Source organism: Thiosulfativibrio zosterae, assembly GCF_011398155.1.
Taxonomy (GTDB): Bacteria; Pseudomonadota; Gammaproteobacteria; order Thiomicrospirales; family Thiomicrospiraceae; genus Thiosulfativibrio; species Thiosulfativibrio zosterae.
In genome coordinates, this window is the sequence record NZ_AP021888.1 from 770,795 (window position 1) to 786,013 (window position 15,219).

Below are 15,219 nucleotides of genomic sequence, written 5' to 3' on the forward strand. Positions count from 1 at the left end.
TGAAGAGATGATGAGTATGTCAAAACAAAAAGTCGTGGAAGTTACTTATGATGATTTACCGCTGGTGTGCCCAAGACCCGGTGATGAAATTTGGAACAGTCACCCAAAAGTGATGTTGCCAATTCAGGAAACCGGTAAGTCAAAGTGCCCTTACTGTGGAACGGATTATGTTTTAAAAGACTGGGATCCAAAACGCAAATTGCATTAAATTATCAATGCTCTAGAACCAAAAAAACCATCGTAAAGATGGTTTTTTTATGCCTAAAATAACCAGGCCTGGTTATTTTAGGGTTGTTTTTTTGGGGTAAAAGTTAGAGCTTACAAGCCCCGCCGGCACAGCCGTCGTCTTGCGAATCATCTGCGCCATCACGCGTGTTGTGGTAATACAGCGTTTTTAAGCCTAGTTTATAAGCCATCAGCAAGTCTTGTAATACCAATTTAATCGGCACTTTGTCTTCATCAAAGCGCGCTGGATCATAATTGGTATTGGCAGAAATTGCTTGGTCAACAAACTTTTGCATAATACCCACCAGCTGCAAATAGCCGCGGTTATTGGGAATATGCCATAACAACTCGTATTGATTGCGCAGTTCTTTAAAGCCTGGAACAACCTGCTTTAAAATACCGTCTTTAGACGCCTTAACCGACACATAACCACGAGGTGGCTCAATACCATTGGTTGAGTTAGTGATTTGTGAAGAAGTTTCACAAGGCATTAACGCGGTTAAGGTTGAGTTACGCAGACCATGTTGTTTGATGTCTTCTCTTAGGGTTTCCCAATCTAAATGCAACGGTTCTTTACAAACTTCATCCAAATCTTTCTTGTAGGTGTCTATGGGTAAGATACCTTGTGCATATTTGGTGTCACCAAAATAATCACACTTGCCGATTTCTTTGGCGAGTTCTAAAGAAGCTTGCAATAGGTAATATTGAATGGCTTCAAAGGTGCGATGCATCAGTCCATTGGCTGAGCCATCTGAATATTTAACGCCATTCTTTGCGAGGTAATAAGCTAGGTTTGTCACCCCGACACCCAAAGTACGACGCCCTAAACTAGAATGTTTGGCCGCCAAAACAGGGTAGTCTTGATAATCTAATAAACTGTCTAGCGCACGAACAATCAAATCTGATAAGTCTTGCAGCTCACTGAGGTCTTCAATAGCCCCTAAGTTAAAGGCTGATAGCGTACAAAGCGCGATTTCACCATTGGGGTCTTCAATGGAATTCAGAGGTTTAGTCGGTAGCGTGATTTCCAAGCAAAGGTTTGATTGGTGAATCGGTGCTTTCAGCGGATCAAAGGCACTGTGGGTATTTGAGTGGTCAACATTTTGAATGTAGATACGCCCAGTTTGCGCTCGTTCTTGCGCAATTTGAGTAAATAAATCCAACGCCTTAACTTTTTTCTTGCGAATTGATTCATCGACTTCATAAATTTTATAAAGGCGCTCAAACTCGTCTTGGTCTGCAAAGAAAGCTTCGTAAAGACCAGGCACATCTGATGGGCTGAATAAGTGAATATCGCCACCTTCAATCATGCGTTGGTACATCAGCTTGTTGATTTGAACACCATAGTCTAGGTGGCGCACACGGTTTTCTTCAACCCCACGGTTGTTTTTTAAGACAACGAGTGATTCAACTTCTAAGTGCCATATTGGGTAGAAAAGGGTTGCGGCACCACCACGCACACCGCCTTGTGAACAAGACTTAACGGCCGTTTGAAAGTGCTTAATAAAAGGAATCATGCCGGTGTGGAAGGCTTCTCCGCCACGGATTTCACTGCCGAGTGCGCGAATACGCCCAATGTTGACCCCAATTCCAGCGCGTTGCGAAACATATTTAACAATTGAGGATGAGGTTGCATTGATGGAGTCTAGTGAGTCACCGCATTCAATCAATACGCAAGAGCTGAATTGACGCGTAGGCGTTCTCACACCCGACATAATGGGTGTTGGCAAAGACAGTTTGAATAGGGATGATGCATCGTAGAAACGCTTAATATAGTCCAGACGATTTTCAGCCGGGTAATGGGCAAATAGGCACATTGGAATCATCATGTAGATGAACTGTGGGCTTTCATAGATTTGTCCAGAAACGCGGTTTTGAACGAGGTATTTACCTTCTAGTTGTTTAACTGCCGCATAACTGAACGTCATATCACGATCATGGTCGATGTAACGGTCTAGCTCATCAAATTCTGCTTTGGTGAAATCTTCCAAGAGTTGAGCGTCATAAAGGCGGTTGCGGACCATTTTATTAACATGCTCAAACAAAGACGGTGGCGTGTAGCGTTGAAAGGCCTTTTTACGCAAATGAAAAATCGCTAGACGCGCCGCAAGGTGCTGGTAGTCTGGGGCGTTTTCAGAAATTAAATCAGCCGCCGATTTAATAATGGTTTCGTGAATGTCTGAGGTGGACATGCCGTCATAAAATTGAATATGCGAACGCAATTCAACTTCGGAAACTGACACATTATCTAAGCCTTCTGCAGCCCAAGTGATGACGCGGTGAATTTTTTCTAAATCAATGGGTTCTTGGGTGCCATTGCGCTTGGTAACTTGAATATTTTGAGTGGACATATGAAATTTTTGCAACCTGTGAATATTATGATCGTTCAAAATAAATTAACAAAACACTCCAACCCCTTTTTAATCATTAAGTTAGTGCGGCTTTGCACAAAATGATTTAAAAAAGTAAGACAATTGGTAGTGTTCAATAAGGGGTGTTGCCACTATATCTAGTGATATGGTTTTGGCTCGAACGCAAAATATAGTGTATTTTGGGTTTATGTGCAAGTGACAAAGTTTGCGTAATATTCACAGGTCACCAGAATGTTTGCTGTGGTTAACTTCAGCGAAAACCATGTAAAATCCGGCGTTCAGGGTGTGGATAAGTTTGTGGTCAAGATAAAATGCGTAGTGAAAAAAATCTTAATTTTCAGCTTAAATTTTTTATGACTCGAATAAAAAATTATAGGGTAGTTTTTGACAGTTATTAATGGAAAAATTGAGAGTTTTGTGGCAAGGCGTTTGTTAGTCTTTGATTTCTTTGATGCAGGACATGAGTAACTTTTCAAAACCGATAAAATCAAAGTCTGCAGGAGACTCTAAAAGCAGTTCTAAGCGACTGTCTTGTCGATAAGCAATATATTCGCGCGTCACTTCGCCCGCAGCGTATTGAAAGAGCATCCAGGGGGCGCCTGCACGCAACACGCCCTTGGCTCTTTTAACCAGGCCTGGTTGTTTTTGGAGGTTTTCAAAGAGATTTTTGAGTGCCATCCAATTAAAAACCAGCTCGGGTGTAAATATCCAGCCAATTGAGGCGACACCTAACTGGTGCTTATAAGCTCTATTCAACAGACACGGCAGTTCTAGGGGTTGATAGGGTAGTTCTGTGCTAACTTGGGTTGAGGCGTGTTGGTGAGCTATTGTGTTGATGCTTGTAGGTGCATGAGGTTGCAAACGAAAGCCAGAAATAAAACGGTGGCTATGGCTAAGGTAGCTTGGGTCGAGCTGGCTATGGCTGGTTGTGAGTATCGCTTGTTTGGGTGGATAGAGAGTTTCGCAATAGTGTTTGAGTGAGTCCGTTTGTTCTGGGGTTGCGAGGTCTTGTTTGTTTAACACAAGAATGTCAGCCATTGAGAGCAAACTTTGCATAATGGTCAGAGACTTCAGTTCTGAGATGGAGGTGTGCGCAATATCAAAGACGGAAAATAAGGTTTGTACTTCAAAGTTTTTGGATAACTCAGCATCTTTGAATAAGTCCACCAAACTATCAGGTTCTCCCAGTCCTGTGGGCTCAATCAATAATCTATCCAAATTGGGCATTTGCTGAATCAGTTGTTCAATGGTGGTTTTGAGTTCACCTTTGGCCGAACAACAAATACAACCGCCCGGCATTTGGGTAACCATCACTTTGGGGGCATCCGACAAAATGGCGCCATCGATACCAATCGAACCAAACTCATTCACCAAGACCGCCCAAGATTCGTCAGATGGTTTTTGCTCGAGCAGTTGTTTGACTAGGGTGGTTTTTCCAGAGCCTAAAGGGCCGCAAATAATATTAACTTTGATCATGATGTTGAGGTGTTGTGTGTAATAAAGTCGGCTAGGTGTTCAAATGGCAGCGGTTTGCTGAAATAGTAACCCTGGATTTTGTTGCAGTCCATGGTTTGCAAGCTAATCAATTGCGAGGAATCTTCGACCCCTTCAGCAATTGAAGAAATATTCAATGCAGAGGCGAGGGCAATAATGGTTTGAATAATGGCCGAGTCTTTGGCGTTGTGAATATCATCAATAAAAAATTTATCAATTTTCAATTCATCAACGGGCATATTTTTGAGATAAGCAAAGGATGAATAGCCTGTGCCAAAATCATCAATCGCAATTTTACAGCCTAGGCGTTTGAGCTCATGCAAAATGGCCAGGCCACTTTGCATATCGGCCATTAGTGATGATTCAGTGACCTCAAGCATGAGGCGCTGCGCCGGAAATTGCGTGGATAATAAAATTTCTTTGATGGTTTGAACCAGTTTTTTGTCACCAAATTGCACGCCAGATAAATTCACTGAAACCGTATAGGTTTGGTTGGCAAAGTCAGGCAGTTGTTGGGTCTGCTTGAGCACTTCTTCTAATAACCAATACCCCACTTTGATGATGAGGCGAGTGCGCTCTAAAAGCGGAATAAATTTATAAGGTGGAATCAGTTCATTATTGGGGGTGAGCCAGCGTATTAAAGCTTCTGAACCCAGATAAGCGCCGGTTTGGGTGTCCACTTGTGGTTGGTAGTACATCACAAACTCTTTGTTATTAAAGGCGTTGCGCAGTGCGGCTTCGAGTGCAAATTCTTCCTGTGCGATGGATTGCATTTCTTCAGCAAAAAATTGAATATGGGATGTGGGATTGAGCTTGGCACGGTGCAGAGCGGTTAAGGCTTGTTGGTAAATGTCGATAGGCTGCTCTTTTTGTCCGGCAGAAAATACGGTCGCACCAATCGCCATTTCAACATTAAGGCTGTTGTTTCCCACTTGGAAAGGGGTTTTGAAGGCCTCTTCTATTTCATAAATAATTTGATTAGAAACCGTTTGCAAGGCCTCATGGGTTTGGGTTTCTGTTAAGCAAAGTATGGCAAATTCATCGCTGCTGATTCGGGCAAAAGTTTTCTCAACAACATGCTCTAAACTTAATAATGTAAGGCGTCGGCCAACTTGAATAAGCAGTTGATCACCGGCTTCATGTCCCAAAGATTCATTGATGGATTTAAAGCGTTTTAAGTTTATTAAACTTAAAAAATTGTAATAACTTGAGGTTTGCTCCAGTTGTTGGGTGATGCGTTCAATCAATAAAGGGTGGTTGGCCAGTCCGGTTAATTCGTCATGGTTTTGTAAAAAAGAAATTTTGGCGGCGTCTTGTTTCTGTTTGGTTAAATCTTGCGCGTGCGAAATATAGTTAGAAACTCGATGATGTTTGTCATAGACCGCATTAATCTGTTGATAAACCGGGTAGATGGTCCCATCTTTTTTGCGGTTACGAATTTCGCCATGCCAGTGACCCGTTGAAAGCAAACTTTGCCAAATATCTTGATAAGTTTGCGGCGCTTCAAGCCCTGATTTTACAATGCGAGGCGTTAGTCCGATGACTTCTTCTGGCGTATAGCCGGTGGTGTCATAAAAGGATTGGTTGGCTTTTAAGATAATACCTTGCGCATCGGTGATGATGATGTTTTCTTGTGATTCAAATGCAATCGCGGAAACCGCTAAATCGGCTTCTTGGTTTTTTTGGCGTTGAGCCAAACTTAAGCGTTCTATCGCCAAAGACAGGTCATTGGAAAAGGTGGATATCACCTCTAAGACTTCCTCGGTAAATGCATTATTTTGGTCACTATAAAGCGTCATAATGCCATAGATTTTGCCCTGCTCAAATAAGGGTAAACTGGCAACCGACTGTAAGTTAAAAGCCTTAGCTTGTGCCATCCAATACTGCGCTTGTTTTGAGTTTAGGTAATCGTGAATGATAATGGGCTGTTGAGTTCGATAGGCAAGGCTGATAGAACCTTGACCTGCGGGGTGGTTGGCATCCACAGAAATCGGGAGGTGTTTGAGCAAATCTTTGCCCACTCCAGAAACAGCCAGCGCTTTAATCATGCCGTTTTCAGAGGGCTGACTAATCATGCAGCTGGGGACTTTAACGCGCTCATGAATAATGTCTACAATCGCTTGGAAGATTTCTTGGGCATTGTTTAACTTAGCAATGGCTTGGTTGGCCTCACTTAAGCCATGGTAAAGATTGCGCTGTTTTTCCAGTTCTTGGCTGGCTAAGATGAGCTGATGATTTTGCTTAGACAGCTGGTTTAGCACCCACAAGATATAAATCATAAACAGCAAGTTTATGGCGAGCAGCAGGTAGTTAAACTCTTGGCTTTGTTGAACATTTTGTTGCGAGTAGTGTTCGTATCCATCATAAAACTCTAACAACTTGCCCTTGATTGGCGCATTTAGAATGCTTTGGTATTGATAGTGTCTTTTAAGCAAATACTCATTGAGAATTTTGCCGTGTTTGAATAAATCGTTACATTGGTCGGTTGATTTTGCGAGTTTGTCCATGGCTTGCTGAAACTTTAATTGGTTCAGCGATGAGGGTTGAGTGATGTTGTTAATGCCTAAGATATACACCTGTTTTATGATGTCTGAAACCTCTGGTGACGAGTTTTTGTTGGAGCAGTCTTGAATCAGTGTCGGAAAATATAAAGCTGAGTTTTGGAACACGGCATTACTGGACTTGAAGGCATTAACCAAATGAAATTGTTCTTCAAAACTTTGCGTTAGGGCAGTAAAGCGTTTGGCAAGCTGCGGGTTGCTTGGCAGGTTTGCTTGTATTTCAGATAAATAGCGTTGGTTGTCAAGGTGCAAATGGTTGATGCGGTCTAAGTTCACTTGGTTTTGTGACAAGGAAAGGGATAAAACTTCACGCAATTCAGCTTGATTAGCAATCACTTTAACGGTTTGCTGCAAAATTTGGGTGCGGTTTTTGAGCTCATCGACATTACTGAGTAACAGCCAAGCGCTCAAGAGTAAGGAAGAGATAAATAGGGCAGGAAAGCGCCATTGTCGAAAGCGGCGTTTCATCTTTGAGCGGTTAGCGGTAGCCATAAATTAATGATTGCCTGTGCGAGCGTTAGACGCTACTGACATGAGAGGCTTTCCTTGGTATTCACCGGTTAAGGTTTTTAGAAAAGCCTCTAGAAGTTCTAGGTCTTGTTGCCCAAGTTCTTTACCCAGTTGAGCGCGCCCCATTTTGAGAATCGCATCTTGTAATGTATGAGATGAGCCATTATGAAAATAGGGCGCTGTTAAGGCAATGTTTCTTAAAGTGGGCACTTTCATAAAACCTTTTTCGCTGGGATTTTTGGTGACCGTAAAACGATCAGGCGCGCTGGTATCATTTGGAGAAGAGATGTCATCTGAAAAAATCCCCACTTTTTGATACATATTGCTACCTAGGTTAATGCCGTTGTGACAAGCAATGCATCCAAGGTCATTAAAGCGTTGGTAGCCTGCGAGCTCAGTGTCAGTCAGTGCAGAGGGCAAGCCTTTTAGGTAGGCATCAAATTTAGAATTGGGGGTGATGAGGGTTTTTTCAAATTCACCTATGGCATCTACTAGGTTATTTAAGGTCACACCATCTTGATAAAGATTTTTAAAATCATCTAGGTATTGTTTTTTAACATAACTTAAGAGCGTATCTGCTTTTTGGTTGCCCATTTCAATAGGGCTGAATAAGGGGCCTAAGGCTTGAGCGCTGAGGGTGTCAGCTCTTCCATCCCAGTTTTGCGAAAGATTAAAAGCCGCATTAAAAACCGTTGGGGTGTTCAAAGAACCCAGTTGATTGTGAATGCCTTTGGCGGTTTTTAGGCCATCTGTGCCGCCTAAGTTTAACTGGTGACAAGAAGCGCAAGCAACACTTTGATCAGCAGACAGACCTTTGTCAAAAAAAAGCTTTTGACCGAGTAATACTTTTTGAGGATCAGGGTGAAGCGTTTGGGGGATGGGGCTGATAATGCTCAGCTTAATGGTGTCTAGTGTTTCAGAACTTTTAACGGTTTTTTGTGGCTTAGAGTCAGCTTTACTCAGCCATAGAAATGCGAATACAGCAATGGCCAAAATGCTTAACATCGCAGATATCACTAAGGTTGAGCGCATTGATTGAGGCATAAAAGTTAAATCTCTGTTTCACCACAGACTTTGTTCCGGCCGCGGTTTTTGGCTAAATAAAGCGCTTTATCGGCACGATTAAACAGCGTTTCGTAGCTTTCGCCCATTTGGTAAATCGCAACCCCAGCAGAAATAGTGATGGTGAGTTGTTGTTTTTCGGTGCGAATTTTAAGGGGTTTGTTCGCCAGTTTTAGCCGCAAGTTATTGGCAATTGTCATGCCATTGTCGTAGCTGGTGTCGGTTAAAACCACCACAAATTCTTCGCCACCCACTCGGGCAATAAAGTCTTTGCCTTTGGTTTCTTGTTTCAAAAATCTGGCTAAAAATCTTAGGATGCTGTCGCCTAATAGGTGGCCATAGGTGTCATTCACTTTTTTGAAGTGGTCAATATCCAAAACCACCATCACAAAACTATTACCTGATTCATGAGCCGTATTAATCACATTGGCGATTAATTGTTTAAAGCCACGGCGATTTGGAATGTTGGTGAGTTCGTCGGTAATTGAGATATTGGTGGCTTTTTCAAGCTCTGCTTTTAAGCGCACCACTTCATTTTGCGTTGTTTCAACGGTTTGCGCTAAGGCAAGGGTTTCTTCGTGTTGTAATTTTAGTTTGGGCAAAATGATGTCATTAAGCTCGGTGATTACCCCAGGAACCAGCCCTTGTTTGGAAAGGGTGTCAGAAAGTTGAACTAAATGATCTTCAATTTCATGATTGTTCTGTGAAGAATTTTGTAGCCATGCCCGCATATTTTCGACTAATAGATTAATCATATTAGTGAATTCTTCGGTCGGCAGGTTTTTGTGAATAATGTGGCTCAATAGATGGTGGAACATTTCTTCCGCCGTAGCATCGTTGTATTGTTTGAGCTTAATGGCGGTGTCGATTTGTTCTGCGGCAAATGGATCAATTTTGCTAAGCCATTCAAATATGAGTAAAAAATGTAAAGGCGTAGGATTACTGCCTAATTGATTAATTTGAGTGAGTGTATCTTGAGCCAATTGTTGAGATTTTTTAAGGCTCATTGCGTAGCGTTCAGCAAGGGTTGCTGCGTCGGAGCGTTCCATAACCAAAATTCCTTGATTTAATCTCACCGATTATAGTGTTTTTTATTGAGCTGTTGAAAAATTATGATATTTTTGAAATGAATCAATGAGTTCGATGACTTGTTGAGGGATGGCTTGTCATTTTTCTGTCATTTTTACTTCATTTAACTGTTATTTTTAAACATTAAACTTTGTTCTGTTATTTTTAATCTAGGAATTGAGAGTCTTAAAATGAAAAAACTACTAATTGCAATGTCTGTTGCCGGTTTAATGGTTGGTTGTTCTAACGAACCAAAAAAAGTTGAAGTGCCTACTGTTCAGCCTGAAGTGGTTGCGCCAGCTTCTTTAAATAATGAAGATATGTATGTGGCTTATGTTGATGGTCGCGAAAATGTGTTCTACGACGCTGAGCTATTTGTTAAGTTTTTAGAAGAGGGTGAAACTTCTTTCCGCAAAACTTACATAGGTGAAGGCACTAATGGCATGACTTTGGTTTATGGTTTAACCAAAGATGACAAGAAAAAATCAACCAATCCCGCAGAGCAAATGCTTAAGGGTGAGTTAAAGCCAGCAGAAAGTTTTTATGCCGAAGTCTATAACGCTGACCACAATCGCTTTTATGTTTTCTCTGCGTGGGAATCTTTTGATGCTTATCTAAAAAATAGCATTGATAACTTCCGTTATTCAGACATTGCGGCAGGTCCAAAAGGTGAAACAGTGGTTTATGTAGCGGCTGATGAAGCAGCGGCTAAAAAAATACCCGTTGAAGCCATGGCAAAGTTTAAAGCAACACATGGTTTGAAATAAGTAAATTTCTTTAAGTCAAAGTTGTTTAAGCCCGCTCAGCATTTGCTAGCGGGCTTTTTGCATTTAGGGGTATTATAATGAGTAGTATTGATTAGACGATTGTCTAATCAGCGTAATTCTATTAAGAGTAGCTGAATGTCTGGAAGTGTTGATTTAAAATTACCCGGTGAAGCCTATTCGCCCAAAATTCGTGCTCGTTTTTGGTTAACGGGTGACCAAGAAGGCTATTTGGGGATAGGTCGTGTTACCTTATTAGAAAAAATTCAGCAGTTGGGTTCAATGAATCAAGCCGCTAAAGAGATGGGTATGTCTTACAAAAAGGCATGGAAGCTGATTGAAGAATTAAACGCCATGTTTGATGAGCCTTTGGTCATTAAAGAGCAGGGCGGGAAGTCGGGTGGTGGCACTCAGCTGACCCCAAGAGGCATTCAGGCGATTCAACAGTTTAGAGGCATTGAAGAAAGATTAGTGGCCTTTTTAGAAGCCGAATCTAAAAAGCTTCAAAATTAAGGTATATTTAACCAGGCTTGGTTAAAATTGACCTGTAAATTGCTGAGTTTCTAAAAATTCATCCCTTTCATTAAGTTAAGCCAATTTATCTGATAATTAATTTGCTAATTAACTTGCACTTTGTAATTAAATCATTACAATTCCTCTTTTTGATCCTTCCCCTTTTATTGCCCGTTAAACAGTGAAGGAAGTTGTTGTCAAAACAACTGGATATGGATTAGTTAAATTTTTTAGGAAAATGTTATGAGTACATTTGTTGCAAAACCAGCTGAAGTAAAACGTGACTGGTATGTTGTTGATGCAGAAGGTAAAACACTAGGTCGTTTGGCTTCTGAAATTGCTGCGCGTTTACGCGGTAAGCACAAGCCAGAATACACGCCTCATGTTGATTGTGGTGATTATATTGTTGTTATCAATGCGGGTAAAATCGCAGTGACTGGTAACAAAGCAAAAGATAAAATGTATCACCATGTGACTGGTTATGTAGGTCATTTAAAGTCAACTAATTTCACTAAGTTAGTTGATGAAAAGCCTGTGCGTCCACTAGAATATGCTGTTAAAGGTATGTTGCCTCGTGGTCCTTTAGGGCGTGCGATGATGAGAAAGTTGAAATTGTTTGCAGGTGCTGAGCACACGCACGCAGCACAGCAACCTAAAGAACTAAGTTTGTAAGAGGAATAGAAGATGGCAGTAGAACAATATTACGGAACAGGTCGTCGTAAAAGCTCAGTTGCTCGCGTTTTCTTACGAGCAGGTTCTGGCAAAATGACAGTTAACGGTCGTGACATCACTGAGTATTTTGCTCGTGAAACTGACTTAATGGTAATCAATCAACCAATCGAAGCAACTGAAAATGCAGCTAAGTTTGATGCTATGATCACTGTTGTTGGTGGTGGTACTACCGGTCAAGCAGGTGCAATTCGTCACGGTTTATCTCGTGCATTAGTTGCTTATGATGAGGGCAATCGTATTGCTTTGCGTGCTAAAGGTCTATTGACTCGTGATGCGCGTGAAGTTGAGCGTAAAAAAGTTGGTTTACGCAAAGCTCGTCGTCGTCCACAATTCTCAAAACGTTAATCGTTTTTGGATTTGGCTACAAAAACCCGCTTCGGCGGGTTTTTTATTGTCTGAAGTTTGGAACGGCTTGAGTTTAGTTGGACTTTAGTAGGGTTTTTCGGTAAGCTTTGCGCCGAAGTGAATTGGACAATCGCGGAACTGCAAGGTTCGGAGGAAAGTCCGGGCACCAAAGAGCAGAATGCCAGCTAACGGCTGGGCGGTGAGAGCCGACGGAAAGTGCAGCAGAAAATATACCGCCGATGGCTTTGTTTACAAAGATCAGGTAAGGTTGAAATGGTGTGGTAAGAGCGCACCGCGCCACTGGTAACAGTGTGTGGCATGGAAAACCCCATTCGGTGCAAGACCAAATAGGAAAACGCGTTTTGACTTGTCAAAACAAGGTGTTGCTCGCATCTGATTTTCGGGTAGGTTGCTTGAGGAATGCAGTGATGTATCTCCCAGATGAATGATTGTCGCTCGCAAGAGTACAGAACCCGGCTTATAGATTCACTTCTTCTTAATTCTTCAAAAAAGTGGTTTTTTTGAAAAAAATTTCCACTTTTCCCCACTTGGTTGTAAAAACCATGCTTTTACTATATATAGTTGTTGTTAGTTGTAAAAATCTATATATAGTGGATTGTCTTAATTTTGTAAGTCCTGAACTATTGCGATTTTTTTCAACTCCCTAACCTCTTTTTCTAAAGTTGTTTGTACAACCTTTCTCCTAAGTGTTTGAAAAGTATGCGTATCAAAGTTTCTATATTTTAAATTTATGGCGTCATAAAGCTTCGCTAAGTTGTTGGTCTATAAACTAAAATTCAAATTTTCGTGAGGTAAAGTGGGTTGACACTGGCTCGTTGATGCAATATAGTGGCGTCAAGTGGAAAAAAGTGGTGGAAAGTGGTTATCCCATGTTGTTTTTTCGAGGCATCAACTCAATCAGTGTAGACCCAAAAGGGCGTTTGGCTATTCCAAAGCGCTATAGGGATACGATTGCCGAAGCTTCAGAAAATCAACTCATTGCCACAATTGACCTACATAGCCCTTGTTTACTCATTTATACCCTTGATGAATGGGAGATTATAGAGCGTAAACTCATGTCATTACCCAATGTTGACCCCAAAACCCGTGAAGTGCAAAGACTCTTGTTAGGTCATGCAACTGAAATGGAGATGGATGCGCAAGGTCGGGTTTTGTTACCCAGTTTATTGCGTGATCACGCTCGTTTAGATAAGGATGCAATATTGTTGGGTCAAGGTAATAAATTTGAATTGTGGTCACAAGAAGCTTGGGATGCCAGTCGTCCAGAAATGTTGGTATCTGCCTCAGCAGGTCAAGTGTCTGAGTCCTTGGCCAGTTTGAGTTTATAAGATGGAAGAGACCCAAACGATTCATTATTCGGTGTTATTGCATGAATCCATTGAAGGCTTGGCTATCAAGCCTGAAGGTATTTATATTGATGGCACCTTTGGGCGCGGCGGCCATAGTCGCCAAATTTTAAAGTATTTAAATGACAAGGGTCAGTTACTGGCCATTGATCAAGACCCGGAGGCGATTGCTTTTGCCGAGCAAATGACCCATCCGGGGTTCCAAATTCAACACGGCAGCTTTGAAGCTTTAGAGGAATTTTGTGAAGCCAGAGGCTGGGTAGGCCGTGTTGACGGTATTCTCCTTGATTTAGGCGTTTCGTCCCCGCAGTTAGATGATGCAGAAAGAGGTTTTAGTTTTATGCGTGAAGGACCTTTGGATATGCGGATGAATCCGCAGCAAGGTTTGAGCGCCAAAGACTGGATTGCACAAGTGGATGAAAAAACGCTTTCTCAGGTATTAAGACAATACGGTGAGGAAAAATTTTCGGGTCGTATTGCGCGCGTCATCAAAGAATGGTCGGATGCAGATAAATTGCATACCACTTTGGATTTGGTAGAGGCAATAAAAATCGCTGCTCCTAAGGTAGATAAAAACAAGCATCCTGCCACTCGAAGCTTTCAAGCCATTCGTATCGCAGTCAATCGTGAGTTGGATGTTTTAAAGTCTGTTTTGGAGAGCGCTGTTAAGGTTTTGGCGACGCAAGGACGCATGAGTATCATCAGTTTTCACTCGCTAGAAGACAGAATTGTGAAGCAGTTTTTGCGAGATCAGTCCACTTTAAGAGATTTATTTCCAGATTCACCGGTTCAATTGGCTGTGGTTGAGCCAGTTTTGAATCGGATTGGCAAGCCAATTTTTCCATCGGATGAAGAGTGCCGATTGAATCCAAGATCCCGCAGTGCGGTATTGAGAGTGGCAGAAAAAATTTAGCGTTTTGTGGCGAAGTGGCCGCGAAATGAAGTTTAAGTTAATCATTATGTTTTAAACATGTTTTATGGTCGGTAGGGGAGTCATCATGAAATTTAATTTACAAGAAACAACGGTACAAACCTTTGGTATGCCAAAGATTATGGTCATAGGATTGGGCGGTGGCGGCGGCAACGCAGTGGACTATATGGTGCGTTCACAAGTAGAAGGCGTTGATTTTATTTGCGCCAATACCGATGCTCAAGCCCTAAATAACTCATTGGTCGAAAACTGTATTCAGTTAGGTTCAAATGGTTTGGGTGCTGGCGCAAATCCAGAAAAAGGCATGCAAGCCGCTCAAGAAAATATCGAACAAGTTAAGCAAGCCATTAAGGGTGCTGACATGTTATTCATCACTGCGGGTATGGGTGGTGGAACGGGCACTGGCTCAGCGCCTGTGGTTGCTAAGGCAGCACGCGAAATGGGTATTTTGACCGTAGGTGTTGTGAGTAAGCCTTTTAATTTTGAGCGTCGCACCAAAGTTGCTGATGCTGGTATTGAAGCCTTAGCGGCAGAAGTCGATTCTTTAATTACCGTTCCTAACGATAAATTATTAAAAGTGTTAGGTCGTGATTTTGTGCTAGCGAAAGCATTTGATTATGCGAATGAAGTTCTTTTTGGCGCAGTACAAGGGATTTCAGAGTTAGTGACTCGTCCAGGTTTAATGAACGTGGATTTTGAAGATTTGCGTACTGTGATGTCAGAGCGCGGAATTGCAATGATGGGTGTAGGACATGCTAAGGGCGAAGATCGCGCCATTAAAGCTGCCGAGAAAGCCATTGCCAACCCTTTGTTAGAAGATATTTCAGTGGCTGGCGCTCGTGGAATTTTAGTTAACATTACCAGCGGTTTGGATTTCACCATTGGTGAGTTTAATGAAGTCGGTGATGTGATTGATTCAGTTGCTTCGCCAGATGCTAAAGTCATTATTGGGACATCAATTGATGAAACCATGCAAGATGAAATTCGTGTGACTATTGTCGCCACAGGATTAATGAGTTCTGAAGCCGTCAAGAAACCAGAAGTGGTTAAGCCTAATATTGCCGCGGTACAAGCGATTAAACAAGAAGAAATGCAATTAGAGCCTGTTAAAGTTGCACCCAAGGTTGAGCCTGAAATCGTTAGACCTAAAATGGTGGTAAACGGTGGTGTTACGGGTAGCGTTGATGGAAACTCCAATTACTTGGATATTCCAGCATTTCTTCGCCGTCAAGCCGATTAAGTGAAACCTCTAGGATTGTTCTAGAGGCATAACCT

The 15,219-nt window shown here is 41.9% G+C and carries 13 protein-coding genes and 1 other RNA gene; 9 read left to right on the plus strand and 5 right to left on the minus strand.

Annotated features, from left to right (window positions below; all coding sequences use genetic code 11):
* Window positions 1–16: 16 nt before the first annotated feature.
* Window positions 17–208 carry a zinc-finger domain-containing protein gene (locus THMIRH_RS03270; RefSeq protein WP_425335808.1) on the plus strand — a complete coding sequence of 64 codons (192 nt, stop codon included), beginning with the start codon at window positions 17–19 and terminating at the stop codon, window positions 206–208.
* A gap of 103 nt (window positions 209–311) precedes the next feature.
* On the opposite strand, the gene nrdA is transcribed toward THMIRH_RS03270, so the two are convergent.
* The 5 genes from nrdA to THMIRH_RS03295 all read right to left on the minus strand — a co-directional run bounded on the left by nrdA (window position 312) and on the right by THMIRH_RS03295 (window position 9,273).
* A complete protein-coding gene (nrdA, locus tag THMIRH_RS03275) occupies window positions 312–2,576 on the minus strand; it encodes a class 1a ribonucleoside-diphosphate reductase subunit alpha (protein ID WP_173290715.1) in 2,265 nt (754 codons plus the stop codon).
* Between the two features lie 453 nt (window positions 2,577–3,029).
* Window positions 3,030–4,073: a CobW family GTP-binding protein gene (locus tag THMIRH_RS03280; protein ID WP_173290717.1), complete on the minus strand. Its 1,044-nt coding sequence runs from the start codon at window positions 4,071–4,073 to the stop codon at window positions 3,030–3,032.
* Window positions 4,070–7,144, minus strand: coding sequence for an EAL domain-containing protein (locus THMIRH_RS03285; RefSeq protein ID WP_173290719.1), 3,075 nt, complete (start codon window positions 7,142–7,144; stop codon window positions 4,070–4,072). Before THMIRH_RS03285 ends, THMIRH_RS03280 begins: the two co-directional genes overlap by 4 nt.
* Window positions 7,145–7,147: 3 nt before the next feature.
* The gene (locus tag THMIRH_RS03290) at window positions 7,148–8,206 is read right to left on the minus strand and encodes a cytochrome-c peroxidase (RefSeq protein ID WP_198415243.1); all 1,059 of its coding nucleotides are present in this window, start codon (window positions 8,204–8,206) and stop codon (window positions 7,148–7,150) included.
* A gap of 5 nt (window positions 8,207–8,211) precedes the next feature.
* The gene (locus tag THMIRH_RS03295; RefSeq protein ID WP_173290721.1) at window positions 8,212–9,273 is read right to left on the minus strand and encodes a GGDEF domain-containing protein; all 1,062 of its coding nucleotides are present in this window, start codon (window positions 9,271–9,273) and stop codon (window positions 8,212–8,214) included.
* A 210-nt stretch (window positions 9,274–9,483) separates the two neighbouring features.
* Here THMIRH_RS03295 and THMIRH_RS03300 point away from each other — a divergent pair, with 210 nt between their 5' ends.
* The 8 genes from THMIRH_RS03300 (at window position 9,484) to ftsZ (ending at window position 15,184) form a co-directional block, all read left to right on the plus strand.
* Window positions 9,484–10,059, plus strand: a complete 576-nt coding sequence (locus THMIRH_RS03300) for a putative periplasmic lipoprotein (protein WP_173290723.1) — start codon at window positions 9,484–9,486, stop codon at window positions 10,057–10,059.
* 135 nt (window positions 10,060–10,194) lie between these two features.
* Window positions 10,195–10,569, plus strand: a complete 375-nt coding sequence (locus THMIRH_RS03305) for a winged helix-turn-helix domain-containing protein (protein ID WP_173290725.1) — start codon at window positions 10,195–10,197, stop codon at window positions 10,567–10,569.
* 243 nt (window positions 10,570–10,812) lie between these two features.
* Window positions 10,813–11,241 carry a 50S ribosomal protein L13 gene (gene rplM / locus THMIRH_RS03310; RefSeq protein ID WP_173290727.1) on the plus strand — a complete coding sequence of 143 codons (429 nt, stop codon included), beginning with the start codon at window positions 10,813–10,815 and terminating at the stop codon, window positions 11,239–11,241.
* 12 nt (window positions 11,242–11,253) lie between these two features.
* A complete protein-coding gene (gene rpsI / locus THMIRH_RS03315) occupies window positions 11,254–11,646 on the plus strand; it encodes a 30S ribosomal protein S9 (protein WP_173290729.1) in 393 nt (130 codons plus the stop codon).
* 114 nt (window positions 11,647–11,760) lie between these two features.
* Window positions 11,761–12,143, plus strand: an RNA gene (rnpB, locus tag THMIRH_RS03320) — RNase P RNA component class A.
* A 342-nt stretch (window positions 12,144–12,485) separates the two neighbouring features.
* Window positions 12,486–12,995 (plus strand): division/cell wall cluster transcriptional repressor MraZ, encoded by a 510-nt coding sequence (gene mraZ / locus THMIRH_RS03325; RefSeq protein WP_243831491.1) that lies wholly within the window; start codon window positions 12,486–12,488, stop codon window positions 12,993–12,995.
* 1 nt (window position 12,996) lies between these two features.
* Window positions 12,997–13,926, plus strand: coding sequence for a 16S rRNA (cytosine(1402)-N(4))-methyltransferase RsmH (gene rsmH / locus THMIRH_RS03330; RefSeq protein WP_173290731.1), 930 nt, complete (start codon window positions 12,997–12,999; stop codon window positions 13,924–13,926).
* An 85-nt stretch (window positions 13,927–14,011) separates the two neighbouring features.
* Window positions 14,012–15,184 carry a cell division protein FtsZ gene (ftsZ, locus tag THMIRH_RS03335; protein ID WP_173290733.1) on the plus strand — a complete coding sequence of 391 codons (1,173 nt, stop codon included), beginning with the start codon at window positions 14,012–14,014 and terminating at the stop codon, window positions 15,182–15,184.
* Window positions 15,185–15,219 lie beyond the last annotated feature (35 nt).

Coding starts and splice junctions, on each gene's coding strand:
- THMIRH_RS03295 (WP_173290721.1), bottom strand. CDS start 9,273: ATGGAACGCTCCGACGCAGCAACCCTTGCTGAACGCTACGCAATGAGC.
- THMIRH_RS03270 (WP_425335808.1), top strand. CDS start 17: ATGTCAAAACAAAAAGTCGTGGAAGTTACTTATGATGATTTACCGCTG.
- rpsI (WP_173290729.1), top strand. CDS start 11,254: ATGGCAGTAGAACAATATTACGGAACAGGTCGTCGTAAAAGCTCAGTT.
- ftsZ (WP_173290733.1), top strand. CDS start 14,012: ATGAAATTTAATTTACAAGAAACAACGGTACAAACCTTTGGTATGCCA.
- rplM (WP_173290727.1), top strand. CDS start 10,813: ATGAGTACATTTGTTGCAAAACCAGCTGAAGTAAAACGTGACTGGTAT.
- THMIRH_RS03285 (WP_173290719.1), bottom strand. CDS start 7,144: ATGGCTACCGCTAACCGCTCAAAGATGAAACGCCGCTTTCGACAATGG.
- THMIRH_RS03280 (WP_173290717.1), bottom strand. CDS start 4,073: ATGATCAAAGTTAATATTATTTGCGGCCCTTTAGGCTCTGGAAAAACC.
- rsmH (WP_173290731.1), top strand. CDS start 12,997: ATGGAAGAGACCCAAACGATTCATTATTCGGTGTTATTGCATGAATCC.
- mraZ (WP_243831491.1), top strand. CDS start 12,486: ATGCAATATAGTGGCGTCAAGTGGAAAAAAGTGGTGGAAAGTGGTTAT.
- THMIRH_RS03305 (WP_173290725.1), top strand. CDS start 10,195: ATGTCTGGAAGTGTTGATTTAAAATTACCCGGTGAAGCCTATTCGCCC.
- THMIRH_RS03300 (WP_173290723.1), top strand. CDS start 9,484: ATGAAAAAACTACTAATTGCAATGTCTGTTGCCGGTTTAATGGTTGGT.
- nrdA (WP_173290715.1), bottom strand. CDS start 2,576: ATGTCCACTCAAAATATTCAAGTTACCAAGCGCAATGGCACCCAAGAA.
- THMIRH_RS03290 (WP_198415243.1), bottom strand. CDS start 8,206: ATGCCTCAATCAATGCGCTCAACCTTAGTGATATCTGCGATGTTAAGC.